Annotated in this window: 19 protein-coding genes; 11 read left to right on the top strand and 8 right to left on the bottom strand. The window is 65.1% G+C overall.

Going from position 1 to position 23,769, the window contains the following annotated elements; translation table 11 throughout:
* From Q1L50_RS09895 to Q1L50_RS09865, 7 genes are all read right to left on the bottom strand, one after another.
* Window positions 1-825: a DUF3313 domain-containing protein gene (locus tag Q1L50_RS09895; protein WP_300338000.1), complete on the bottom strand. Its 825-nt coding sequence runs from the start codon at window positions 823-825 to the stop codon at window positions 1-3.
* 162 nt (window positions 826-987) lie between these two features.
* Window positions 988-1,899 carry a cytochrome-c oxidase, cbb3-type subunit III gene (gene ccoP / locus Q1L50_RS09890; protein ID WP_300337998.1) on the bottom strand — a complete coding sequence of 304 codons (912 nt, stop codon included), beginning with the start codon at window positions 1,897-1,899 and terminating at the stop codon, window positions 988-990.
* A complete protein-coding gene (locus Q1L50_RS09885; protein ID WP_300337996.1) occupies window positions 1,896-2,090 on the bottom strand; it encodes a cbb3-type cytochrome c oxidase subunit 3 in 195 nt (64 codons plus the stop codon). The genes ccoP and Q1L50_RS09885 overlap by 4 nt, the downstream gene beginning before the upstream one ends.
* Window positions 2,091-2,094: 4 nt before the next feature.
* Window positions 2,095-2,709: a cytochrome-c oxidase, cbb3-type subunit II gene (gene ccoO, locus Q1L50_RS09880; RefSeq protein ID WP_300337994.1), complete on the bottom strand. Its 615-nt coding sequence runs from the start codon at window positions 2,707-2,709 to the stop codon at window positions 2,095-2,097.
* 11 nt (window positions 2,710-2,720) lie between these two features.
* Entirely contained in the window at window positions 2,721-4,148 is a 1,428-nt protein-coding gene (gene ccoN / locus Q1L50_RS09875; RefSeq protein ID WP_300337992.1) for a cytochrome-c oxidase, cbb3-type subunit I, read from the bottom strand.
* 344 nt (window positions 4,149-4,492) lie between these two features.
* The gene (gene ccoS, locus Q1L50_RS09870) at window positions 4,493-4,702 is read right to left on the bottom strand and encodes a cbb3-type cytochrome oxidase assembly protein CcoS (RefSeq protein ID WP_300337990.1); all 210 of its coding nucleotides are present in this window, start codon (window positions 4,700-4,702) and stop codon (window positions 4,493-4,495) included.
* Entirely contained in the window at window positions 4,702-7,161 is a 2,460-nt protein-coding gene (locus tag Q1L50_RS09865; protein WP_300337988.1) for a heavy metal translocating P-type ATPase, read from the bottom strand. Before Q1L50_RS09865 ends, ccoS begins: the two co-directional genes overlap by 1 nt.
* A gap of 335 nt (window positions 7,162-7,496) precedes the next feature.
* Between Q1L50_RS09865 and Q1L50_RS09860 the strand changes: the two genes are divergently transcribed.
* From Q1L50_RS09860 to ispH, 5 genes are read left to right on the top strand one after another with little or no spacing between them, the layout of a single operon-like run.
* A complete protein-coding gene (locus Q1L50_RS09860) occupies window positions 7,497-8,420 on the top strand; it encodes a bifunctional riboflavin kinase/FAD synthetase (RefSeq protein WP_300337986.1) in 924 nt (307 codons plus the stop codon).
* A gap of 8 nt (window positions 8,421-8,428) precedes the next feature.
* Window positions 8,429-11,260, top strand: coding sequence for an isoleucine--tRNA ligase (ileS, locus tag Q1L50_RS09855; protein WP_300337984.1), 2,832 nt, complete (start codon window positions 8,429-8,431; stop codon window positions 11,258-11,260).
* Window positions 11,247-11,759 (top strand): signal peptidase II, encoded by a 513-nt coding sequence (lspA, locus tag Q1L50_RS09850; RefSeq protein WP_300337982.1) that lies wholly within the window; start codon window positions 11,247-11,249, stop codon window positions 11,757-11,759. The genes ileS and lspA overlap by 14 nt, the downstream gene beginning before the upstream one ends.
* Window positions 11,756-12,226, top strand: a complete 471-nt coding sequence (locus Q1L50_RS09845) for an FKBP-type peptidyl-prolyl cis-trans isomerase (RefSeq protein WP_300337981.1) — start codon at window positions 11,756-11,758, stop codon at window positions 12,224-12,226. The genes lspA and Q1L50_RS09845 overlap by 4 nt, the downstream gene beginning before the upstream one ends.
* 8 nt (window positions 12,227-12,234) lie before the next feature.
* Complete coding sequence (gene ispH / locus Q1L50_RS09840; RefSeq protein ID WP_300337979.1) at window positions 12,235-13,158, top strand: 4-hydroxy-3-methylbut-2-enyl diphosphate reductase; 924 nt, start codon at window positions 12,235-12,237, stop codon at window positions 13,156-13,158.
* A gap of 93 nt (window positions 13,159-13,251) precedes the next feature.
* Here the strand turns inward: ispH and Q1L50_RS09835 are convergent, their stop codons facing one another.
* Window positions 13,252-14,043: a TonB family protein gene (locus Q1L50_RS09835; protein ID WP_300337977.1), complete on the bottom strand. Its 792-nt coding sequence runs from the start codon at window positions 14,041-14,043 to the stop codon at window positions 13,252-13,254.
* Window positions 14,044-14,248: 205 nt separating this feature from the next.
* Here Q1L50_RS09835 and Q1L50_RS09830 point away from each other — a divergent pair, with 205 nt between their 5' ends.
* From Q1L50_RS09830 to Q1L50_RS09805, 6 genes are read left to right on the top strand one after another with little or no spacing between them, the layout of a single operon-like run.
* Complete coding sequence (locus tag Q1L50_RS09830) at window positions 14,249-14,701, top strand: type IV pilin protein (RefSeq protein ID WP_300337975.1); 453 nt, start codon at window positions 14,249-14,251, stop codon at window positions 14,699-14,701.
* Complete coding sequence (locus Q1L50_RS09825) at window positions 14,698-15,279, top strand: GspH/FimT family pseudopilin (RefSeq protein WP_300337973.1); 582 nt, start codon at window positions 14,698-14,700, stop codon at window positions 15,277-15,279. Before Q1L50_RS09830 ends, Q1L50_RS09825 begins: the two co-directional genes overlap by 4 nt.
* Window positions 15,279-15,755: a hypothetical protein gene (locus Q1L50_RS09820; RefSeq protein WP_300337971.1), complete on the top strand. Its 477-nt coding sequence runs from the start codon at window positions 15,279-15,281 to the stop codon at window positions 15,753-15,755. The genes Q1L50_RS09825 and Q1L50_RS09820 overlap by 1 nt, the downstream gene beginning before the upstream one ends.
* Entirely contained in the window at window positions 15,752-16,834 is a 1,083-nt protein-coding gene (locus Q1L50_RS09815) for a PilW family protein (RefSeq protein ID WP_300337969.1), read from the top strand. Before Q1L50_RS09820 ends, Q1L50_RS09815 begins: the two co-directional genes overlap by 4 nt.
* Window positions 16,825-17,445 carry a hypothetical protein gene (locus Q1L50_RS09810; protein ID WP_300337967.1) on the top strand — a complete coding sequence of 207 codons (621 nt, stop codon included), beginning with the start codon at window positions 16,825-16,827 and terminating at the stop codon, window positions 17,443-17,445. The genes Q1L50_RS09815 and Q1L50_RS09810 overlap by 10 nt, the downstream gene beginning before the upstream one ends.
* Window positions 17,446-17,475: 30 nt before the next feature.
* On the top strand, window positions 17,476-23,577 hold the full coding sequence (locus tag Q1L50_RS09805) for a PilC/PilY family type IV pilus protein (RefSeq protein ID WP_300337965.1): 6,102 nt from the start codon (window positions 17,476-17,478) through the stop codon (window positions 23,575-23,577).
* Window positions 23,578-23,769 lie beyond the last annotated feature (192 nt).

Raw genomic sequence — 23,769 nt, 5'->3', positions numbered from 1 at the left:
TTACTTGGGATCGACTCCGCGGAGCTCGGCAAAGCGCTTCGCGACCAGCAGAGCCCATTTGTCAAAGGCGTCCTTGGCATAGCTCCAGGCCTGGAAGGAACTCAGATAGCCGCTCGCCCAGGTCTGGGCAGCGCCGGCTGCGCCATCATTGGTCGACGCGGCATACTTGCGCCCGATCTGGGTATCGCGGCACTCGCCAAGGACCGCGCCCGATACGCCATCGCGAAACTGCATTTCCATGCCGGTCTCACCCATGTACGGCGTCGAACCCGCCGGCCGGCCGGTGGCCACCCCGGAGCCGGCTTCGGCGATGAACGCGTAGGGAATCAGCGTCCCCGCCACGCTGTCGCTGACTGTCGTCGGCACCAGATTGGTCAAGGCAATGCGCATCACCACGACGCCCGGGCCGGGCTGATCCACCACCTGCATTTGCGGCTTCAGCGCCTTGACCAGCGCACTGTGGAAATAATCGGTCAGGGTCTTCAGGTCGCTCGGATCGACTGTCTGTTCCTTGCTGGCATCGGTGGGCGGCGCCAGCGAAACGACGATGCGCGAAACCAGCACCTTGTCATAGCTCGCAGCGTTGAGAGTCGCCGCACGCCAGCACTCGATCCCCTGCCCCCAGGGGGTCGGCTGCAGCCGTGCGTAATCGGTCAGGAAGCCGCTTCGGGTCATCCCGGCCTTGTAGCTGGCGGTAACGTCGGTGCCGCTGCCCATGAGCGCGCTGTCCGATGCGCAGCCGGCAAGGAGAGCGCTTCCAGCGAGGGCGACGATGCCGATCGTGCGCCCGAATCCTGCAGGTTCCGTAATTGCTGCCTTGTTCATCGTTGTCTCCTGAAAGGACGCCATTATGACTCATTGACCAGCCGCCAGCCATAGCTGCCGCCGACGCAGCGTACCGGGGATGCGGCGACCCTGTGCTGCTCGCAGCGCGATCATCGGACGCAAAAAAAGAGCGGCCGAGGCCGCTCTTCCGGTTTGGGAAGACTACTTGCTGCCTCCACCCACCCCCAGACTCAGGACGTAGGCGGCCAGCGCGTGTACCTTGGCTTCGCCGAGAAACTCCTGCCAGGCCGGCATCTGGTTATTACGGCCCTTGGTAATCGTCTCGATGATCGTCGCTTCGGAGCCACCGTAAAGCCAGGTGCTGTCGGCCAGATTGAGCGCGCCAATGGCCTGCATGCCTTTCGCATCAGGCCCGTGACAACCCGAGCAACCCTCGGCGTTGAAGGCTTCCTTCCCCTTGGCGACGCGCAGCGAATCAGCCGGCAAACCCGACAGCGAGCGCACATAGTTGGCGAGATCCTTGATCGTTTCGGCGCCGAGCTGGGCGTGCGCGGGCATTACACCCATCCGCCCGTTGCTGATCGTTTCGATGATCTGAGCCGGCTCGCCACCCCACTGCCAGTCGCTGTCGGCCAGGTTCGGAAAGCCTTTCGATCCGCGCGCGTCGGCGCCATGACACTGCATGCAGTACGTCAGGTACAGCCGCTTGCCGGTTTCAACGCCCTCCTTGTCGGCTGCCAGCGTCGGCAGATCCATCGCCAGATATTTGTCGTACAGGGGCTTGGTCTCGGCGTCGGCCTTGGCGACCTCCTTCGCGTACTGTCCGTCCGACGACCAGCCGAGTACGCCCTGAAAGCTGCCGAGCGTCGGATAGAGAACGCAGTAGACCAGCGAGAAGATGACCGTAATGTGGAACAGCCACATCCACCACTTTGGCAGCGGGTTGTTGTACTCCTCGAGCGTCTCGTCCCAGACGTGACCGGTGGTATCGGCCTGGCCAGCGGCAGGCGGGGTGATGCTTTGCGACCAGAGCAGCACGCCACAGGCGATGATGCTGACCAGCACCAGCAAAATGACGTACCAGTTCCAGAACTGATTCACAAAATCGTTCATGATGCTTTCCTTTGTCCGTTGCCGTCCAGGCCGAGTTCGAACCGATCCGCTTCCTCATCGGTGAAGGGCAGCATCGCCGCTTCATCGAAGCGCTTCTTGTTACTTTTCACGCCGTACGCCCACCAGACCACGCCAAGGAAGGTCAGCAGCGAAACGACCGTCACGATGGACCGAATTTCGTTGATGTCCATGGGCTTACCTGGCGTTCTTCAGTTCAGTGCCCATTCCCTGCAGATAGGCGATCAGGGCGTCGAGTTCACTCTTGCCTTCGAGCTGCGCTTTGGCCCCGGCGATTTCGTCATCGGTATAGGGGACGCCGACCTTGCGCAGGGCGCGCATCTTGGTCTCGATCAGCGCCGCATCAGCCGGCGCCGCCTCGAGAAAAGCGAAAGCGGGCATGTTCGACTCGGGAACCACGTCGCGCGGATTGATCAGGTGCGCGCGGTGCCACTCGTCGGAATAACGCCCGCCAACCCGATGCAGATCCGGACCGGTGCGCTTGGAACCCCACTGGAAGGGATGATCGTAGACGAACTCGCCGGCGACCGAATAATGCCCATAGCGCTCGGTTTCAGCCCGGAACGGACGAATCATCTGCGAGTGGCAGAGGAAGCAACCCTCGCGGATATAGACATCGCGCCCGGTCAGGCGCAGCGGGTCGTAGGGCTTGAGTCCAGCCACCGGCTCGGTGGTCGATTTCTGGAAGTACAGAGGCACGATTTCGACCAGACCACCGACGCTGACCACCAGCAGGGTCAGCACCACCATCAGCCAGACATTACGTTCGATTGCGTCATGCGTAAGTTTCATTTTCTTTCCCTTCAGGCGTGGTGAGCAGCCGGCTGCAAGACCAGCGCATCATCGACAACCCGTCCGCCGGCCATCGTCTTGGCCATGTTGTAAGCCATGATCAACATCCCGGACAGGAAAAGGACGCCACCGACAAAGCGGATCGCCCAGAACGGATACGAGGCCTTGACCGACTCGACGAAGCTGTAGGTCAGCGTGCCGTCGACGTTTACCGCCCGCCACATCAGCCCCTGCATGACACCGGCAATCCACATCGAAGCGATGTACAGAACGACGCCGATCGTCGCCACCCAGAAGTGCACCGTGATCAGCTTGACGCTGAACATCTCGGGCTTCCCGTACAAGCGCGGTAACAGGTAGTAGATCGAGCCGATGGAGATCATCGCCACCCAGCCGAGGGCGCCGGAGTGCACGTGCCCGACCGTCCAGTCGGTGTAGTGCGAAAGCGCATTGACCGTCTTGATCGCCATCATCGGGCCCTCGAAGGTCGACATCCCGTAGAACGACAGCGAGGTGATCAGGAACTTGAGGATCGGGTCGTCACGCAGCTTGTGCCAGGCCCCCGACAGCGTCATCACGCCGTTGATCATGCCGCCCCACGACGGCGCCAGCAGGATCAGCGAGAACAGCATGCCGACCGACTGCGTCCAGTCGGGCAGCGCCGTGTAGTGCAGGTGGTGTGGACCGGCCCACATGTAGGTGAAGATCAGCGCCCAGAAGTGCACCACCGACAGGCGGTACGAATAGACCGGACGTCCTGCCTGCTTCGGAACGAAGTAGTACATCATCCCGAGGAAGCCGGCGGTGAGGAAGAAACCGACGGCGTTGTGGCCGTACCACCACTGGACCATCGCATCCTGGACCCCGGCGTACGCCGAGTAGGACTTGGTGAGCGACACCGGGATGGCCGCGCTGTTGACAATATGCAGCAGCGCCACGGCCAGGATGAAGCCGCCGTAGAACCAGTTGGCGACGTAGATATGGGTCACCTTGCGTTTGGCTATGGTGCCGAAGAAAACCACCGCGTAGCCAACCCAGACCAGGGTGATCAGGATGTCGATCGGCCACTCCAGTTCGGCGTATTCCTTGCCCTGGGTCATCCCCAGCGGCAACGTGATCGCCGCCAGGACGATCACCGCTTGCCAGCCCCAGAAGGTGAACGCCGCGAGCCCGTCCGAGAAAAGCCGCGTATGGCAGGTACGTTGGACGACGTAATACGAGGTAGCGAAGAGGGCGCTGCCGCCGAACGCAAAAATCACCGCATTGGTGTGCAGCGGTCGCAGGCGACCGAAATGCAGGAAGCCCAGATTCAGCTCGGGCCAGACCAGCTGGGCGGCGATGATGACGCCGACCAGCATCCCCACGATGCCCCAGATGACGGTCATCACGGCAAACTGCCGGACGACCTTGTAGTTATATGTTGACTGAGTTTCCGACATGGACCCACCTCGTTTATGACCAAAAAAAACCGGCTTTCGCCGTCCTGAATTCCTCTGTTGCCGGGGCTTGTTTCGCGGATGCTATTCTAACCCGTCAGGAGCAAAGTTGACACAGATCAAGCGCCACAAGCTCTATCAACGAATCCTGATGAACAAAAAAAAGGGTGCGCCGAAACGCACCCCAACCCCAACAGAGCAAAACCCGGCGACACTGCGGCGGCACGTGCTGCCACCGTGGCGGAACCATCAACGGACAAATTATCCCCAGCGCACGCGAGATCCGTGTTGACTTGCATCAAGTTCGAGCACATTGGCGAGCGGGAATCCGGTTCGGTGTAGGCCCGCTATCCGGGTCCGCCATTGGCGTCGGCTGAAGACGCCGCCGGACGCTCTTCCGGTGGCTGCGGCGGCGGGCTGTCGTCATCCATCAGAATGCGATAGGCAGGCCCTTCGAGATCGTCGAACTGACCGTTGCGCAGCGACCACCAGAAGGCGATGGCGATCAGGAAGACCAGCACCACGGAGATCGGGATCAGCAGGTACAAGGTCTCCATCAGCGCGCCACTCCCGGCGCCTTCTGCAGCCGCATCGAGTTCAGGACGACCAGCAGGGAACTTCCCGACATGCCGATACCGGCCATCCACGGCGTGATGAAGCCGCCCATCGCCAGCGGCAGAGCCAGCAGGTTATAGGCGAAGGACCACCACAGGTTCTGCCGGATCACCCGCAGGGATGCCCGTGCCAACAGCACGCCACGCCGCAGATGATCGAGATTCTCGGAGAGCAGCACCAGGTCGGCCTGCGTGCGCGCCAACTGCGAACCGCCGCCCATGGCCACCGAAACCTGCGCCTGGGCGAGCACCGGCGCGTCGTTGACGCCGTCGCCAACCATCGCCACCACGGCTCCCTTGGCCTGCAATTGGCGCACGTAATCGTGCTTGGCCTGCGGCGACGCGGCCGCCACCACCTCGTCGATCGCCAGCGCCCGCGCGACGCGCGCGACGGCCGGTGCAGCGTCGCCACTGAGCAGTGAAACCCGCCGCCCGGCTGCGTGCAAGGCGGCGACCATCGCCGCCGCTTCCGGCCGCAGATCGTCGCCAATTCGCAACAGCGCGATCCAGCCGCTCTCGTCGCCGAGCGCGACCACCGTGTCGCCGCCCGCCAGCAGCGCCTGTGCCGACGCCGGCAGCGGCACGCCGTGCAGCGCGAGAACGTAATCCGGTCGTCCGAGGCGGACACTACCGCCGGCGTGCCGGGCAGCCAGACCGCGCCCCGGCTCGTTGACCAGCGCGTCGACCAGAGGCAGACGCTGGCCGGCAACGGCGTCGCGCAGGGCGGCGCCGATCGGGTGCTCCGACGCCTGCTCGAGAGCCGCCGCCAGCGCCAGGCTCTGCGCCCGATCAAGCGGGCCCAGCGGCAGCACGTCGAGCAGCCGCATCCGGCCGGTGGTCAGGGTACCGGTCTTGTCGAAGACAAAGTGGCTGGCTCGCGCCAGCGTCTCGATGGCGTGACTGCGCGTCACCAGCAGGCCGGCACCGGCCATCGCCCCACTGGCTACGGTCAGCGCCACCGGGGTGGCCAATGACAGCGCGCAGGGGCAGGTGACGACCAGAACCGAAACGGTGATCCACAGCGCCCGCCCGGGGTCGAGGACCAGCCAGACCAGCGCCACCGCCGCCGCCAGGAACAGCAGGGTGACGATGAAGCGGCTGGCGATCCGGTCGGCCAGCTCGACGATCCGCGGCTTGTCGGCCGCCGCACGCTCCATCAGACGGACGATCGCCGCCAGCCGTGTCGCTTCGCCAACCTGCAGCACCTTGACCAGCAGCGGACTTTCGATATTCTCGGCGCCGCCGGTGACGCTCGCTCCCGGGCCCTTGGCGACCGGCGCGCTCTCGCCGGTCAACAACGCCTCGTTGGTGCTGCTCTCGCCTTCGAGCACCTCCCCGTCCGCTGGAATCGTCTCGCCGGGCCGGACCAGCACCACGTCGCCTGCCCGCAGGTCGGCGGCCAGCACCTGCTCAAGCACCCGGTCCTGCGGATAAGCGGGAATTCGCGCCGCCAGCGCCGGCATCAACTTGGCCAAGGCCTCGGTGACGCTGACCGCACGCTGGCGCGCGGTCATTTCCATGAAACGCCCGCTGAGCAGGAAGAAAACGAACATCGTCACCGAGTCAAAATAAACCTCGCCACTCGCGGTCAGGGTCGCCCACACACTGGCCGCAAACGCGGCGCCGACGCCCAGCGCCACCGGCACATCCATGCCGACGCGGCGCAGTCGCAGGTCACGCCAGGAGTTGCGAAAGAAAGGCGCCGCCGAGTAAAGCACCACCGGCGTGGTCAGCACCAGGCTGGCCCAGCGCAGCAACTGCGCGGCCTCCGGCGTCATCTCGCCATCGTCCGCGAGATACAGCGGCAGCGCGTACATCATCACCTGCATCATCCCGAAACCGGCGACGAAGACGCGCCACAGCGCCCGCCGCCGCTCCTCGCCGGCCAGTTCCTCGCTCTTCGCCGGGTCGTACGGATGCGCGCGATAGCCGATCGCGGCGATCGCCGCCAGGATCCCGGAGAGCTTGATTTGCCGCTCGTCCCAGCGCACCCTGGCGCGCCGTGTGGCGTAATTGATATCGACCGCGGTAACCCCGTCCAGCCGCGAAAGATGCTGCTCGTTCAGCCAGATACACGCCGAACAGGTAATCCCTTCGAGAATCAGCGACGCCTCGCGCTCGCTGTCACCAGCGCCGCCGATCGCGCGCACGAAGCTCTTCTGAAAGTCGGCATGGTCGTAAAGCTGCAACCGGTCGACCAGCGCTGGCAGCGCTTCGCGCGCCGAAACGGGCAAGGCATCGCGATTGCGGTAATAGTCTGCCAGGCCGTTGTCGACGATCGCCTGCGCAACGGCCTGACAGCCACCGCAGCACATGCCGCGCGGCTGCCCGGCGATGCGCACCGCAAGGTCCAGGCCGGCCGGCACCGGCTGCCCGCAATGGTAACAATCACCGTCGTTCATATCAGTGCCACACACCGGGAAACGGGGAAGGCGCGAAGGAGGAAAGCGCGGGCTGGCTTCCGCCCGGGTCGGAGGGGCAAATCCAGCCGCCGCGCCGAACCACTCACCGACCGGCTCATTGACCTCGCGGCCCGATCAAGCGCCATCGATCACGGCGTGCAAAGTGCCGCATCTTACCGCCAATCGGCCACTGGCGCCGCGGCGCGTCACCCATCGACCGCCGACGACGCGTGCCAGGGAGGCGCCCCGGAGGATCGCCAACGCGGCTTCGATAGCCGCTGGCGGCGCACGAAACTGGTTATAATTGCACGTTTTTTCGCCCCCTCCAGCGCCCGATGCTCGTCTATCGCGGTTTCTCACAGACAGCGCACAGTGCCACCGTACTGACCATCGGCAACTTCGACGGCGTACACCTTGGCCATCGCGCGCTGCTCGCGCGCCTGACCGCGACCGCGGCGCAAGTCGGCCTGCCGGCCGCCGTGCTGACCTTCGAGCCGCACCCGCGCGAGTTCTTTGCTCCGGAATCGGCTCCGCCGCGCCTGTCCACGCTGCGCGAGAAGCTCGAACTGATCGCCGATGACGGCGTCGAGATCGCCTACGTCTGCCACTTCAATGCCCACTTCGCCGCGTTGAGCGCCGGCGAGTTCATCGAGCGCGTACTGGTTGGCGCCTTGCGCGTCCGCCATCTGATCGTCGGCGACGATTTTCGCTTTGGCACCAGACGAACGGGCGACTTCGCGCTGCTTCGCGATGCGGGCGCCCACCTCGGCTTTTGCGTCGAAGCAATGGACAGCGTCACCCTCGAAGGCGAACGCGCTTCCAGCTCGGCGGTGCGCGACGCGCTCCAGGATGGCCGGCTGGAGCACGCCGCGCGCCTGCTCGGCCGCCCCTACTCGATCGACGGGCGGGTCGTGCGCGGTGAACAGATCGGCCGGCAGCTCGGCTTCGCCACCGCCAACATCCGCATCAAGCACGAGCGACCGCCGCTGCAAGGCGTCTTCGCGGTCGAGGTCAAGGGCCTGCCCGGCGGACCGCACCGGGGTGCCGCCAACCTCGGCTACCGGCCGACGGCCCATCAGGCCAGCCGACCGCTGCTCGAAGTTCACCTGTTCGATTTCTCTGCCGACATCTATGGCGCGCATCTGAATGTCCGTTTCCTGCACAAACTGCGCGACGAAATGAAATTCCCCGATTTCGACGCGCTGAAGGCGCAGATCGCCCGTGATGTCGAAGCCGCGCAAAGCTACTTCAAGTTGTGAGAACCGCTATGGCTGACTACAAGAAAACCCTCAATCTCACCGACACGCCGTTTCCGATGCGTGGCGACCTGGCGCGGCGCGAACCGCAATGGGTCGCCGACTGGCAGCAGAACAAGCTCTACGAGCGGATCCGCGAGGCCTCGCGGGGGCGCCCGCGCTTCGTCCTGCACGACGGACCTCCCTACGCCAACGGCGACATCCACATCGGCCACGCGGTCAACAAGATCCTCAAGGACATCATCGTTCGCGCCAAAACGCTGGCCGGCTTCGACGCGCCCTACGTACCGGGCTGGGATTGCCACGGGCTGCCGATCGAGCATCAGATCGAAAAGCTGCACGGCAAGCACGTCCCTGCCGACCGTGTCCGCGAGCTGTGCCGCGCTTTTGCCAGCGAACAGATCGAGCGGCAGAAGAAGGATTTCATCCGCCTCGGGATCCTCGGCGAATGGGACAATCCTTACCTGACGCTGGACTTCAAGACCGAGGCCGCCGAAATCCGTGCGCTCGGCGCGATCCTTGAAAAGGGCTTCCTCTACCAGGGTCTCAAGCCGGTCAACTGGTGTCTCGATTGCCGTTCGGCACTCGCCGAAGCCGAGGTCGAATACGAGGACAAGAGTTCGGCGGCGATCGACGTCGCCTTCGAGGTGCACGCCAATCACGCCGACAAGCTGGCCAGGGCTTTTGGCCTGACGCACCTGCGTGGCCCCGCCTTCGCGGTGATCTGGACGACCACCCCGTGGACCCTGCCGGCCAACGAAGCGGTCAGCGCCCACCCGGAATTCGACTATCAGCTGATCGACACCCCCAGGGGCGCGCTGATCCTGGTCGCCGAACTCGCCGAGAGCTGTCTGCAACGTTACGCACTGAGCGGCACGGTGCTCGGCTCGGCCAAGGGCAAAGCGCTCGAACAGCTGCTGCTGCGCCACCCCTTCCAGGCGCGCGACGTGGCGATCATCTGCGGCCGTCACGTCACCGTCGAGGCCGGCACCGGACTGGTGCATACCGCGCCGGCGCACGGCACCGACGACTACCTGATCGGCAAGGTCTACGGCCTGCCGGTCAACAACCCGGTCGGCGACGACGGCCGCTTCGTCGCCGCCACGCCGCCGCTGAGCGTCGGCGAACTGGCCGGAAAATCCGTCTGGGAGGCCAACCCGCTGGTCGTGCAGGCCCTCGAAGCCAGCGGTCACTTGCTGCGCGCAGAGAAGATCCAGCACAGCTACCCGCACTGCTGGCGGCACAAGACGCCGATCATCTTCCGCGCCACGACGCAGTGGTTCATCGGCATGGAGCAGCGTGCGGCGCCGCCCGCCGACGCGGCGACGCACGCCGACGACGACGAGCAGGCGAGCTTGCGCTGGTGCGCCGAACGCGCCGTAGACGAAACGCAGTTCTTTCCGAGCTGGGGCCGTGCGCGTCTCGAAGCGATGATCAGAACGCGCCCCGACTGGTGCGTTTCCAGGCAGCGCAACTGGGGAGTTCCGATCCCCTTCTTCCTCCATCGCGAGACCGGCGCGCTGCATCCGCGGACCCCCGAACTGATCGAAGCGGTCGCGCTGCGCGTCGAGAAGGCCGGCATCGAAGCCTGGTTCGCGCTCGACGCCGCGGAACTGCTCGGCGCCGAAGCGGATCGCTATCGCAAGATGAGCGACACCCTCGACGTCTGGTTCGACTCCGGCGCGACGCACTCCAGCGTCCTGCGTGGCTCGCACCGGACGCAACTGGCGTACCCCGCCGACCTCTACCTCGAGGGCTCGGATCAGCATCGCGGCTGGTTCCAGAGTTCGCTGCTGATCGGTTGCGCGATGGACGGGCGCGCGCCGTACAACGCCCTGCTGACGCACGGCTTCGTGGTCGATGGCAAGGGCCTGAAAATGTCCAAGTCCAAGGGCAACGTGATCGCGCCGCAGAAGATCGCCGACACCCTGGGCGCCGAAATCCTTCGCCTGTGGGTGGCGGCCACCGACTACTCGGGAGAACTTTCGATCTCGGACGAAATCCTCAAGCGCGTCGTCGAGGCCTACCGCCGGATCCGCAACACGCTGCGTTTCCTGCTCGCCAACACCTCCGACTTCGACCCCACCAGGGACCTGCTCGAGGTCGACCAGTGGCTGGAGATCGACCGCTACGCGCTGGCCATGGCCCGCCAGCTGCAGGCGCAGTGCGAAGCCGACTACGCCAGGTTCGAGTTCCACCGCGTCGTCCAGTCGCTGCAGACCTTCTGTTCCGAGGACCTTGGTGGCTTCTACCTCGACATCCTCAAGGACCGTCTCTATACCACCGCTGCCGGTTCAGCCGCGCGCCGCTCGGCGCAGAGCGCGCTGTGGCACATCCTGCAGTCGCTGGTGAAACTGATGGCGCCGATCCTGTCGTTCACCGCCGACGAGATCTGGCGTCTGCAGACCGGCGACGCCGAGCAATCGGTGCTGCTGCACACCTGGCAGACGCTGCCGGCACCGGCCGGCGAAGGCGAGCTGCTCGACAAGTGGCACAAGATCCGCGGCTACCGTGCCGAGGTCATGCGCGCCCTCGAAGAGCTGCGGATCGCCGGCAGGATCGGCTCATCGCTGCAGGCCGAGGTGCGCCTGCACTGCAGCGGCGAGAAATACCAGCTCCTCGCTTCGCTGGGCGACGACCTGCGCTTCGTCCTGATCTGCTCGCAGGCCGCGGTGATCGATGACACCACCGACCACCTGCTCTGCGCGCCACTGGCGTCAACCAAGTGCGAGCGCTGCTGGCACGTCCGCGACGACGTCGGCAACGACCCCGATCGGCCAGGTCTCTGCGGCCGCTGTGTCAGCAATCTGCACGGCGAGGGTGAAGCCCGTGCCTTCGCGTAACGTCGACCGCTGGCTGTGGCTGGCGGGGATCATCGTGGTCGTCGACCAGATCAGCAAGTGGCTGGTGCTGGCCTGGTTGCAGCCGGGCGATTCGATCTACGTCGCGCCGTTCTTCAACTGGGTGCTGACCTTCAACGCCGGCGCCGCCTTCAGCTTCCTTTCCGATGCCGGTGGCTGGCAGCGCTGGTTCTTGACGCTGCTGGCGCTGGCCATCTCGGCCTGGATCGTCAGCATCCTGCCCCGCCACAGCGGCGAATTCAGGATTTCGCTGGCACTGACCATGATCCTTGGCGGGGCGATCGGCAATGTCATCGACCGGATTCGCTTCGGCGCGGTGATCGATTTCGTGCAGTGGCACGCCGCCGGTTTCTACTGGCCGGCCTTCAACGTCGCCGACTCGGCGATCAGCATCGGAGCGCTGCTGATGGTCTGGGACCAGTTTGCCACCAGACCGAGCGGCAACGGTCAGCCCCGGCCCGGACAGGGTGGACACCCATGAAACAGCGCGAGAGCGCTCCGGACAGCGCGCCAACGGTCGGCGGCGACAGCTACCTGACGCTGCACTACCGCCTGGCCGACCTGCAAGCCGCCGACGACGACGAATACGTCAGCACCTTCGACCTGTCGCCGGCGACCCTGCAAATGGGCAGCGGCCAACTCGCCGAAACGCTGGAGCGCTGCCTGCTCGGCCTGTCGCCGGGCGAGCGGCAGGTCTTCGAACTCGCCGCCGAAGACGCCTTCGGGCCGCACAACCCGCGCCTGCTCGAACGCATCGCGCGCAGCGCCTTGCCGCCGGAAGTCGAACTCAGGGTGAACTCGCTGATCGAGTTCAGCTCGCCCGACGGAACTGGTTCCTTCGCCGGATTCCTGCGCGAACTGACCGAGACCAGTGCGCTGTTCGACTTCAACCACCCGCTCGCCGGCAAGGCGATTCGCTTCGAAGTCGAAATCATCGCCATCCTGTGAGGCCCAGCATGCAGATCATCCTCGCCAACCCCCGCGGCTTCTGCGCCGGAGTCGACCGCGCCATCGCCATCGTCGAGCGCGCGCTCGCCAAATTCGGTGCGCCGATCTACGTTCGTCACGAGGTGGTGCACAACCAGTTTGTCTGCGACGACCTGCGTCGCAAGGGCGCCATCTTCATCGACGAACTGGCTGACGTGCCCGCCGGCAATACGGTCGTTTTCAGCGCCCACGGCGTATCGATGGCCGTTCGCGACGAGGCCGAAGCGCGCGGACTCAAGGTCTTCGACGCCACCTGTCCGCTGGTCACCAAAGTCCACGTGGAAGTCGCCCGGATGCGCCGGGAAGGCCGCGAGATCGTGATGATCGGCCACAGGGGACATCCCGAGGTCGAGGGAACGATGGGCCAGAGCCCCGACGGCATGTATCTCGTCGAAACCGCTGCCGACGTTCACCGGTTGGCGGTCCGGACCCCGTCCTGCCTGGCCTACGTCACCCAGACGACGCTGTCGGTCGACGACGCGGCGCAGGTCATCGCGGCGCTCAAAGAACGCTTTCCGGCGATCATCGGCCCGAAGAAGGACGACATCTGCTACGCCACGCAGAACCGCCAGGATGCCGTCAAGCAGCTGGCCGTGATCAGCGACGTGGTGCTGGTCGTCGGCAGCAAGTCGAGTTCCAACTCAAATCGCCTGCGCGAAGTCGCCGAACTTCGCGGCAGCCGCGCCTACCTGATCGACCAGGCCGAGCAGATCGACCCGGCATGGCTCGCCGGCGCCAGCCGGGTCGGCGTCACCGCCGGCGCCTCGGCGCCGGAAGTACTGGTCCGCAACGTCGTCGATCGGCTCGCTGGCGACGACCACAGCCGCCTCGAAGAACTCGACGGCGCCGAGGAGAACGTCACCTTCGCCCTGCCCCGCGAACTGCAGTCCTGAGTACCCGCTCCGGCGCGCCGCGAAGGTGACCGCCAGGTGAACGCCGCGTAACCGGAGCATGACCGGAACGGACCACCGGCACGGCCGCCGGAACTAGCGTCCCGTGGGCAGACGCGCCGGAGGCGCCGCCTGGGCCGCCCTGCTGCCGGCGACATGGCTGCTGCCAATCTCGCCAGCGGCGAAGGCGATCTCGAAGCGAGCCTCGCTGGTCACCGCCACCCCTTCGATCTCGCCGGGACGAAACCGCAGGCGCGAAAAAGCGGCGACCGCGGCGGCATTGTAATCCGCCGGCAGAGTGCTGCTGGCAACGTCGATACGCTCCACCGCACCACCGGCGCCGACAAAGACGCGCAACACCACCTTCCCGCTGGCAGACTCTTCACCGGCCGCGCGCGGCGGCGCAGTGACCTGCGGCTCGTCGAGCAAGGCGACTGGACGCGTCAAGTGCGAACGCGGGAAATACCACGGGCCCAGCGGCGAATCGGCCAGCGACCCCAGCACCGGCGTTTCCGACGACGCCTCGAACAGGTACGGCGGCAAGTACGCCGCCAGCCGGCGCTGCCCCAGGACCTCGACCGGATCGCGAGAATCGGGCTCCGGCGGCACCGCTTCCGCAGCCTGTCCCCGGCCCTCTTCCGCCCGCGACGCCGCCAGCAGCACTCCCGAATCTTCACTCTCGCCGCGAGCATCCCGGCTGGCCGGCCCCCGCAGCGTCGCCACCAGCGCCGACGGCGGCGATCCGGCCAGCCGCGCTCCGGCTGACCCGGCGGCAACCTGGATCATGGCCAGCGCCACCAGGTGCAGCGACAGCGACGCCGCGAGGGCCCAGAGCAGCGTCTTTCGCTGATCCAGCGCGACGTGACTGCCGGGGAAGAGCGAGTTCACGAGATGTACGGCCTGCAAGGGGGCTGCCGAAGCCGGCGGAAGCTGGATTCTACCGTCGCGAGCAGCCCCTGCCGCGCCACTCGTCCGGCGCCAGGCGCCGTATGTCGCCCAGGAATTGCGCCAGCGCGACCCGCGACTATGATTGCATCAGTCGCCATTGCGCGCTGTCCGACCACCGATGCCGCCCTTGAGGAAAAGTAGCGCCGTGAAAAAATACCAGAGTGGCTTCACCCTGATCGAAATCATGATGGTGGTGATCATCATCGGCATCCTGACGGCGATCGCCGTTCCCAACTATTCGAGCTACCTGATCCGCTCGCGCATCACCCAGGCGACCGCGGGACTGTCCGAGAAGCGGGTCCGCATGGAGCAGTTCTTTCAGGATAACCATTTGTATTTTCAGGCCGCTGGCGGCGGTAACCCGGCCATCAGTTCGCCGGCCTGCGACAACGACACCACCACCAGCCAGTACTTCGACTTCAGCTGCCCGACGCTTACCGCCACCACCTACACCCTGACCGCCACCGGCAAGAGTTCGATGACCGGCTTCACCTACACCGTCACCCAGGCCAACATCAAGGCAACCACAGCGGTCCAGAGCGGCTGGGGAACGGCGCCGGTAGCGTGTTGGGTCACCAGCAAGGGAGGTGGCTGTTGAAATCACTGCTCGGCTTCAGCCTGATCGAACTGATCGTCGGCATGCTCATTCTCGGCGTGCTGATGAGCATCGGCATACCGGCGTTCAGCGACTGGCTGCGCAACGCCAGGGTCCGCACCGCAGCCGAATCGGTACTGAACGGCCTGCAACTGGCGCGCGCCGAAGCGGTGCGGCGCAACACGACGGTGGGCCTTGGCCTGATGACCACGCTCGACGACAGCTGCGCGCTGGACAATGCCGGTCCCAACTGGGTGGTAAGCCTGGACGACCCCGCAGGCAAATGCGCGACCCCGCCTTCCGACACCGTCGCCCCGAGGATCATCCAGATCCGCAGCGGCACCGAAGGCTCCGCCGCGACGACGGTGGCGGCGGGACAGTCGGCGTTTGTCTTCAACAGCCTCGGACGCCTGACGCCTTTGCCGGGCGGCGACATTGCGATCGATATTGCGAGCAGCACCGGCGGGACCTGCATGGCCTCCGGAGGAAAGGTTCGTTGCCTGCGGATCGTGGTTTCGATCGGCGGCCAGATTCGGATGTGCGATCCCGCCTTGCCCGCTGGCGATGCGCAGGCATGCTGATGAACAACTGTCCCAAACCAATCCAGCGACAGGCGGGCATCATGCTGCTTGAGGCCCTGATCGCGATCCTGGTGTTCTCGCTGGGAATCCTCTCGCTGGTCGCCTTGCAGGCGATCTCGATCAAACTCACCGGCGACGCCAAGCATCGTACCGACGCGACGCTGCTGGCCAACCGGCTGATCGGGCAGATGTGGGTCAGCGGCGGCAATCTGGCCAGCCTCAAGACCGACTTCGAGACCGGCGGCGGCGCCTACAATGCCTGGCTTGCCGATGTCTCGGGCACCGAAGGTCTCCCCGGAGTGGTCGCCGCGTCGAGTGGCGTGACCTCCACCTTGCCGACCGTCACCGTCGACGACACTGCCGGAGTAACCGCCGGGCAAGTCGTGATCACCCTCTTCTGGCGCACCCCGGAAATGCCACCGGCTGAGCCCGGGCACCGGCACATTGTCGTCTCACAAGTCGTCCGAAACCCATGAGCGCCATGGAACCACGTTCATTACCCAACACACCGGTCAGCCTGAAGGGCTTCACGCTGGTCGAAGTCATGGTTGCGATGGTCATCGGCATGATCGGCCTGATCGTCATGATGCAGGTCTTTTCCGCCGCCGAGGGTCAGCGGCGGGCGACGACCGGCACCGGCGACGCCCAAAGCAATGGCGCGATGGCTCTGTATGCGCTGCAGCGCGACATCCGCCAGGGCGGCTACGGCTTCAACGCCCTGAACGTTCTGGGCTGCCCGCTGACGCTGCCGGCCCCGGCAAGCCGCACGCTGGCCCAGCTCGGCCCCGTGTTGGTCAACCCACCGACGGCCGACGTACCGGCCGGTGACGCCAATACCGATACCCTGCTGGTCACCTTCGGCAACAACGAGGGACCGCCGGAAGGTGACGTGATCACCGCCGTCAATGGCTCGTTGATCGCCGTCGGGGCGGCCAACAATTACCTCGTCAATCAGTGGGTCATCGCGGCACCGTCCGCGCCACTCAACGGTTGCGCCCTGACGCTGGCTCCGGTCACCGCCGTCGCGGCGCCCAATGTCACCGTGGCATCGAGTGGCGCCGTCGACGGCGGCACCCTGTTCAACCTCGGAGGCAACCCGAGGATCCTCGCTTATGCTGTTCGCGCCGGCAACCTGACCGTCTGCGACTACCGGCTGGCCGATTGCGGCGCCGCCTGCACCGTAGCTGGCACGTGCAGCGCCAGCTGGGTGCCGATCGCCAACAACATCGTCAGCTTGCGAGCCGAGTACGGGCACGCCTCGACAGCGGTGAGCGGTGTAGACAGCTGGGACAAGACCACTCCGGTCAATGCCAGCCAGGCCACCCTGGCCTGCTTGTGGGCGAGAACCACAGCGCTGCGCATCGCCATCGTTGCCCGCAACAGCCAGGTCGATCGCGACCAGATTACCGCGGCCGCACCGACCTGGGCCGGTAGCGGCAGCGCAGCGACAAACATCGATCTCAGCGCGCGAGCCAACTGGCAGAACTACCGCTACAAGGTTTTTGAAACCGTCGTACCACTTCGCAACCTGCCCTGGATGTCGGCATGTACCTAAGGCAAACTCCCTTCCGGCCCCGGCCGTGTGCCGACCACAGGCCCGCCCGCCACCAGCGCGGCGTCGTCCTGCTCGTCGCACTGATCATTCTGGTGGCGCTCACCCTGGCGGGTGTCGCGCTGATGCGCTCGGTCGACACCGCCAACCTGGTCGCTGGCAACCTGTCGTTTCATCAGTCCGCCGTGCAGGCCGGCGAACGAAGTACGGAAGTCGCCATCGCCGGCTGGCTGCAGCCCAATAACACGGTGGGCAACACTTCCTTGCACGCCGACAGCACCGCCAATGGCTACCGTGCCCTGCGCGACGATCCCGTCGGCAACCAGTCCTGGGACGCTTTCTGGAACGCCACACTGGCTGCGCAGGCAGTGACCGGCGCCACCGACGCTGCCGGCAACACCGTGTCCTACGTCATTCACCGACTGTGCCAGACGGCCGGCGCGCCGCACCTGGCCAACTGCGCCAAACAGCCGGCCGGGATCAACTCCGGCGGCAGCTTCGGCGCTGGGGGCATCGCGCCGCTGACCAACAATCAGGTGTATTACCGGATCACCACGCGCATTGCCGGGCCACGCAATACCGTCGCCTACATCCAGACGATCATTGCGCTATAGGCCCACAGAGGATTCGACGAGGAGCTCGCCATGAAGACCAACCAACCGATGCCCAGCCTGAGCACACTGACCACGCTGATCGCCCTGCTCCTCGTCGGAACCGGCGTGCAGGCTGCACCGACGCAACTGGCCGGCTCGCCGCTCTCCGGCGCCTCGTCGGTCGAGATATCGCCAAACATCCTGTTCGTGCTCGATGACTCGGGAAGCATGAACTGGGATTACCTGCCGGACTGGGCCGGGCTCAGCACGCAGATCAATCAGACCCACAACCCGCGCTTCAACGGCCTCGCCTACAACCCGGCGGTCACCTACACGCCACCCAAGTATTTCGACGTCAGCGGCGCGCCCGACACCACCACCTACCCCAGCCAGATCACCCCCTGGACCGCGGTCAAGGACGACGGCTACGGCGTGCAGAGCGCCAGCGCCAGCAACCTGAACGGCAACGCCTATTACTTCACCACCGTCCCCGGCGAATATTGCACCAACCAGAGCATGAAAACCTGCGTCGCCGCCAGCGCCGCCAGCGTTGATTATCCGGTCCCCGCCTTCCTGCGCTGGTGCAAGACCGCGGCCGACGCGGTCGCCGCCGTGCCTGCCGATGGCGCCTGCCAGGCGACCGAGGTCGACCCCAGCCCGCCGGCGCCCGCCACCCCCGCCAACATTCCTTTCAATTTCCCGCGCATGCCGGCGCCACGCACCAGCACGATCATCATCAGCGGCAGCAGCAGCACGTCGATCAGCAACATCACCGTCGACACCAAGGAGATCCTGTCAGTGGCGATCGCGGCGACCACCTCGCCGGCGACGCTGGCCGGCGCCATCGAGGCCGGCATCAATGCCTGCACCTACGGGCTGGCCGGCAACTGCACGATCGTCGGCTACAACGCCGTCGCCGCGGTCGCCGGGTCCAACTACACGATCACCATCACCGCGCCGGGCGTCACGACATCGGCGCCGGTGATGACCCAGAGCGGGTCGATGGCCGCGACGCCAAGCGCTTTTGCCCGCCCGGCAAGCAACCTCGCACCGGGCGAAAACCTGCTGACCGTGATCACCTCGACCACCACCGCCTACCCCAAGGCAGTCACGCGCAGCGACTGTGCCGCCAGTGAGTGCACGTATAGCGAGGAAATGACCAACTACGCCAACTGGTGGGCGTACTACCGGACCCGCATGCAGGCCATGAAGACCGCCACCAGCCTGTCCTTCGAGCCGATCAACGGCAGCTTCCGCGTCGGCTACATGACCATCAACAACAATACGACGACCGACTTCCAGAATATCGACTCGTTCAACGCCGCCCAGAAAAAGGCCTGGTACGACAAGCTGTTTACCGCCTACCCCAAAACGGGCGCGCTGACGCCGCTGCGCGTCGCCCTGTCGAACGCCGGGCGCCTGTACGCTGGCCGGCTCAACGAGCTGACGTTCAACGGCGTTGCGGTCGTCGACCCGGTGCAGCATTACTGCCAGCAGAACGTCACCATCCTGTCGACCGACGGCTACTGGAACGAAGGCGCCGGTTTTCAGTGGAACGGAGTCACCGCCGTCGGCGATCAGGATGGCCCGGGGCTTGAGGTTCGCCCGCAACTCGATGCCGGCGGCCCGCAGGACATCAAGACGACGAAGCAGATCACCAAGATCGAAACGCCCACCACGGCCACCCAGGCGCAGACCAAGACCGAGCAGCTCCAGAGCCAGGCGGCGCTGGTCGAGATCAGCACCTTCACGCAGCAGCAGACGCGGACGTCGCAGCTCCAGAGCCAGGAAGCGCAGTGGCAGAGCCAAACCTCGCAACTCGAGATCAGCACCTTCACTCAACAACAGGTTTCGACGCTGACCCAGCTCCAGAGACAAACGTCTACCCTGCGCTATCGGAACGGCACCTTGCAGGGGAGCACGGCTAATCTTCAGACGAGAACGAAGACCCAGGATCAGGAGCGCACCGCGCAGCTGCAAAGCCAGACCGCGCAGCTACAGAGCAAGACCTACCAGTTGCAGCAGATGGTGACCCAGGTGCAGCAGAAGACGTCGAGCAACGGCGGCACGACTTGGACCGGCTGGAGCAATGTCGCTTCGTGTTCGCCGGTGAACACCGGAACCAACCGCGTCCAGTGCCAGACATTGCCCCAGTCGGGCTGGAACGACGTTTCAAGCTGCACGGTGGTGGCCGGCGGCGTAACGGGTACGGGAGGGGAATACGACCCACTAATCTACACCACCGATTCCCAATGCCAATACACGTCGCCGTCGTGGGTGAACGTAGGCGCCTGCACGGCGGTCGCGCAGTCTCCCGGACCGACCACCTACACCGTTGGCACGGCGGTTGAATGTCAGACGACCTGGCCAAATCCGTGGGTCAACGCGTCGTCATGCACCACGTCGGCCACCATGAAGTGCCAATACGCGGCCTGGACCGGCTATAGCAATGTCGCATCGTGCACGCCCCAAGCGAAATCCGTCGGCTCGCCGTACACGGTTGGCGTCGCTCGCGAATGCACGACCGGCAACTGGACGCCGTGGGCCGACACCACTGCAAGCTGTACTACGGTATCAAATTTGGTAGAGTGCAAGTACGGTGGCTGGAGCACCTATGTCGACGATCCTTCCTGCGCGACCGTGGCAAAATCACCCGCGTCACCGTTTACGGTAACCCAAGCCAAGCAGTGCCAGGTGAGTTACGGCAGTTGGCAAAACGTCGGTAGCGGCAATACGTGCACCGAAGTGAATTCCGGTGCGACCCAGAAGCAGTGCCAGTACACCGCCTGGAGCGGCTGGACCAATACCGGCTCGTGCACGCCGGTAGCCCAATCTGTCGGCCCGACCTACACCGTCACCACGGCGAGAAATTGCCAGACTGTCTGGACCACATTCACCAACACGCCCACTTGTGTTCCGGGTCCGAACACGCAATGCCAGACGGTGTGGACAGCGTTCACTCCCACGTCGTCATGCACCGCCGTTACCGGGCAAACGCAATGCCTATACGCCAACTGGACCGGCTGGACCAACGTCGCCTCGTGCACGCCCCTGCCACAATCGACGGGGCCGAACTACACCGTCGGCACGGCAATTCAGTGCCAGACGGTATTTCCCAGCCCCAACCCGTGGGTCAATGCGAGCACCTGTACGGTGTCGTCCTCGCAGGAATGCAAGTACGAAGACTGGAGTGGCTGGAGCAACACCGGCTCGTGCACGCCGGTCAGCCAATCGCCCGGCCCGAACTTCACCGTCGAACTGGCCAGAGAGTGCGACACGACCTGGACGCCCTGGACTGCAACGGCTTCATGCGACCCCAACGCTCCCAACACGAAATGCCAGACCTCCTGGCCCAACCCCTGGGAGCCTGCCGCCAGCTGCACGCCAACCGCGACCCTGGCGTGTCAGACAGCCCCGGTCATCGCGGACTGGACCGACGTGCCGTCCTGCACGGAAGGCACCGTCAACGGGCTGACCACCTACTGCCAGTACGTCATTCCGCCGCCGACCGCCACGAAGGTGGCCACCGCCGCCGAATGCACCGAGGCCGTAGCCAGCGAGACGAACGGATGGGTGACAACGGAGTGCCCGACGGTCACGACCGGCCCGACCAATGTCGGCTCGTGTACCGAGGAAGCAGCCAGCTCGAATAACGATTACGTCGAAACCAAGTGCAGCACGGTCGCCCTCGGTCCGACCAGCGACACGCTGGCGGACGTCGCCGAATACTACTGGAAGACCGACCTGCGCGATCCCCTGCAGGTTCCGGATCGCTGCACCGGCGGTCCGGTGGTCAGCGGCAACGTCACCACTCACAACGACGTCTGCGTCAACGACGCCAAGAACCCGCGGCAATTCATGAACACCTACACGCTCGGTCTGGGCGCTTCCGGCCTGATGCAATACCAGCCCGACTACCTGACCGCCAGCAGTGGTGATTTCAACAGCATCAACCTGGGCGTCACCGCCAATACCGTCACCGGCCTGTGCCCGTGGCAGAAGTCCGGCGAGTGCAACTGGCCGAAACCGGAAAGCGATTCGCAGACCAATATCGACGACCTCTGGCACGCCGCCGTCAATGGCCGGGGTACCTACTTCAGCGCCTCGGACCCCGCTTCGCTGGCGACCGGCATCAGTGGCGCGCTGTCCAACGTCGGCGTCAAGGCCGGCGCCCTGGCGGCGGTCACCGTCACCAGCCCGAACCTGGTGGCCGGCGGTGACAACAGCGTCTTCGAGGTCTCGTTCAAGGCCGGCGAGTGGTCGGGAGACGTCGTCAAGCGAACCATCGACGTAACGACAGGCGCGCTGTCGGCGCCGGTCTGGGCGGCCCAGGCGCTGCTCGACGCCAAGGTTTCGGCCGGCACCCACACGGTGCGCACCATCTACACCTACAACCCCGGAAGCGGCAGCGCCACTGGATCGACCGACCAGCTCAAGTTTTTCCTGTGGGCCAATCTGAGCAGCACCGAGCAGGACTACTTCGCCCTGTCGGCGCTCAGCACGCTCTCGCAGTTCTGCACGGTCGGGACGATCTGCCTGAACTCGGCGACTCAGACCAGCGCCAGCGGCGAACCGCTGGTCAACTTCGTTCGCGGCGACAAGACCAACGAAGGTCCGCTGGTCAACCTCGGCGCCTACTACCGCCAGCGCGCGCACCTGCTGGGTGATATCGCCGGCTCGGAAGCGGTCTATGTCCAGGGCTCGCCGTGGAATTATGCCGATCTGCAATACGGCGCCTTCAAGACCGCCAACCTGGCCCGAGCAGGCAGGGTCTACGTCGCGGCCAACGACGGCATGCTGCACGCCCTCGATGCGGCGACCGGAGAGGAAGCGTGGGCCTACGTGCCAGCGATCGTGATGCCCAGGCTGTTCAAGCTTGCCGACAAGAACTACGCCTCCGTCGGCAGGCATCAGTTCCTGGTCGATGGCACACCCGTCCCCGGTGACATCTGTGTCAGCGATTGCGCTACGAGCTCGGCAGTCTGGAAGACCATCCTCGTCGGCGGTCTGAACAATGGCGGCCGCGGCTACTACGCGCTCGACGTCACCAACCCTGCGGCACCCAGAGCGATGTGGGAGTTCACCGATGACAATCTGGGGTACACCTACGGCAACCCGGTGATTACCAAGCTGAAGGACGGCACCTGGGTGGTCATCGTCACCTCCGGATACAACAATGTCTCCCCCGGCGACGGCGAAGGGCGGCTGTTCATCCTCAATGCGACCACCGGAGCGATCATCCGCACGATCAGCACCGGCGCGGGCAATGTCACTACCCCGGGTGGCCTCGCGCGGATCAGCGCCTGGGCCAACTTCCCGGACAACAACAACACCGCCCAGCGCGTCTACGGTGGCGACCAGCTCGGAAATGTCTGGCGCTTCGACGTCAATGGCGACATTCCTCTGCCCGCCTCGCCGGCGGTCTACGACGCCCAGCGGCTGGCGACCCTGGTCGATGCCAGCGGCGTCGCGCAACCGATCACCAGCAGGCCAGAACTTGGCAAGGTCGAAAGCTATCCGGTGGTGTTTGTCGCGACCGGACAGCTGCTCGGTTCGGATGACCTGGTGACGGCGCAGCAGCAGTCGCTGTACGCGATCAAGGACCGGCTCACCGATACCGACTATGGCAGCCCGCGGCCTTTGACTCCGGCGCAAACAACACCGGTTCCCGGCGACTTCGTCCAGCAGACGCTGAGCACCGGCGTCTGCCCGAGCGGCAACGCGTACTGCACGGCCGGCCAGCCGATTGTCACCGCTTCCAACACTGCCGTCGATTTCAATACCAACGACGGCTGGTTCATCGATTTTCCGGTAGCCGGCGAAAGGGTCAACACCGACCTGCGCCTGCAGCTCGGCACGCTGGCCTTCAACACCAATACGCCGACCACCGGCGCCTGCGTTCCGGTCGGCGTCAGCTACACCTACTTCCTCGACTATCGGACCGGCGGCTACGTTGAAGGAACATCCGGGCTGATCGGGGTCAAGCTGGGCGATTTCCTGAGCACCTCCCCCAGCGTGATCCGTCTTGAGGATGGCACGATCAAGGAACTGATCAGGACCGACGCGCCGGATACCGTCACCGCGCCGGTGCCGACCGCGCCAACGCCGCTCGATACCCGCCGCGTCTCGTGGCGAGAGCTGATAACCGAGTAGTCCGCCAGCGCAAACCGGGCACAGCACAGGAAGGCCGCCAAGAGCGGCCTTCCTTCTTCGTGACGCTGTATAGTGGTCCCCGGAAATCAGACAGTGGTTTAAGCTGTGCTCCATCATAGGAGCGAGAAGCGATGAGTGAAGCAACTACCCGGAAGGTACATACGCCGGAGTTCAAGGCCAAGGTTGGTCTGG

Source organism: Accumulibacter sp. (genome assembly GCF_029255145.1).
Classification (GTDB): domain Bacteria; phylum Pseudomonadota; class Gammaproteobacteria; order Burkholderiales; family Rhodocyclaceae; genus Accumulibacter.
Note: the sequence above shows the minus strand (reverse complement) of the source record. Positions and strands in the feature narration are given on the sequence as shown.

Excerpts from the sequence above, each read along its gene's own strand:
- Q1L50_RS09895 (WP_300338000.1), bottom strand. The coding sequence starts at position 825 with ATGAACAAGGCAGCAATTACGGAACCTGCAGGATTCGGGCGCACGATC.
- ccoP (WP_300337998.1), bottom strand. The coding sequence starts at position 1,899 with ATGAACGATTTTGTGAATCAGTTCTGGAACTGGTACGTCATTTTGCTG.
- Q1L50_RS09885 (WP_300337996.1), bottom strand. The coding sequence starts at position 2,090 with ATGGACATCAACGAAATTCGGTCCATCGTGACGGTCGTTTCGCTGCTG.
- ccoO (WP_300337994.1), bottom strand. The coding sequence starts at position 2,709 with ATGAAACTTACGCATGACGCAATCGAACGTAATGTCTGGCTGATGGTG.
- ccoN (WP_300337992.1), bottom strand. The coding sequence starts at position 4,148 with ATGTCGGAAACTCAGTCAACATATAACTACAAGGTCGTCCGGCAGTTT.
- ccoS (WP_300337990.1), bottom strand. The coding sequence starts at position 4,702 with ATGGAGACCTTGTACCTGCTGATCCCGATCTCCGTGGTGCTGGTCTTC.
- Q1L50_RS09865 (WP_300337988.1), bottom strand. The coding sequence starts at position 7,161 with ATGAACGACGGTGATTGTTACCATTGCGGGCAGCCGGTGCCGGCCGGC.
- Q1L50_RS09860 (WP_300337986.1), top strand. The coding sequence starts at position 7,497 with ATGCTCGTCTATCGCGGTTTCTCACAGACAGCGCACAGTGCCACCGTA.
- ileS (WP_300337984.1), top strand. The coding sequence starts at position 8,429 with ATGGCTGACTACAAGAAAACCCTCAATCTCACCGACACGCCGTTTCCG.
- Q1L50_RS09845 (WP_300337981.1), top strand. The coding sequence starts at position 11,756 with ATGAAACAGCGCGAGAGCGCTCCGGACAGCGCGCCAACGGTCGGCGGC.
- ispH (WP_300337979.1), top strand. The coding sequence starts at position 12,235 with ATGCAGATCATCCTCGCCAACCCCCGCGGCTTCTGCGCCGGAGTCGAC.
- Q1L50_RS09820 (WP_300337971.1), top strand. The coding sequence starts at position 15,279 with ATGAACAACTGTCCCAAACCAATCCAGCGACAGGCGGGCATCATGCTG.
- Q1L50_RS09815 (WP_300337969.1), top strand. The coding sequence starts at position 15,752 with ATGAGCGCCATGGAACCACGTTCATTACCCAACACACCGGTCAGCCTG.
- Q1L50_RS09810 (WP_300337967.1), top strand. The coding sequence starts at position 16,825 with ATGTACCTAAGGCAAACTCCCTTCCGGCCCCGGCCGTGTGCCGACCAC.
- Q1L50_RS09805 (WP_300337965.1), top strand. The coding sequence starts at position 17,476 with ATGAAGACCAACCAACCGATGCCCAGCCTGAGCACACTGACCACGCTG.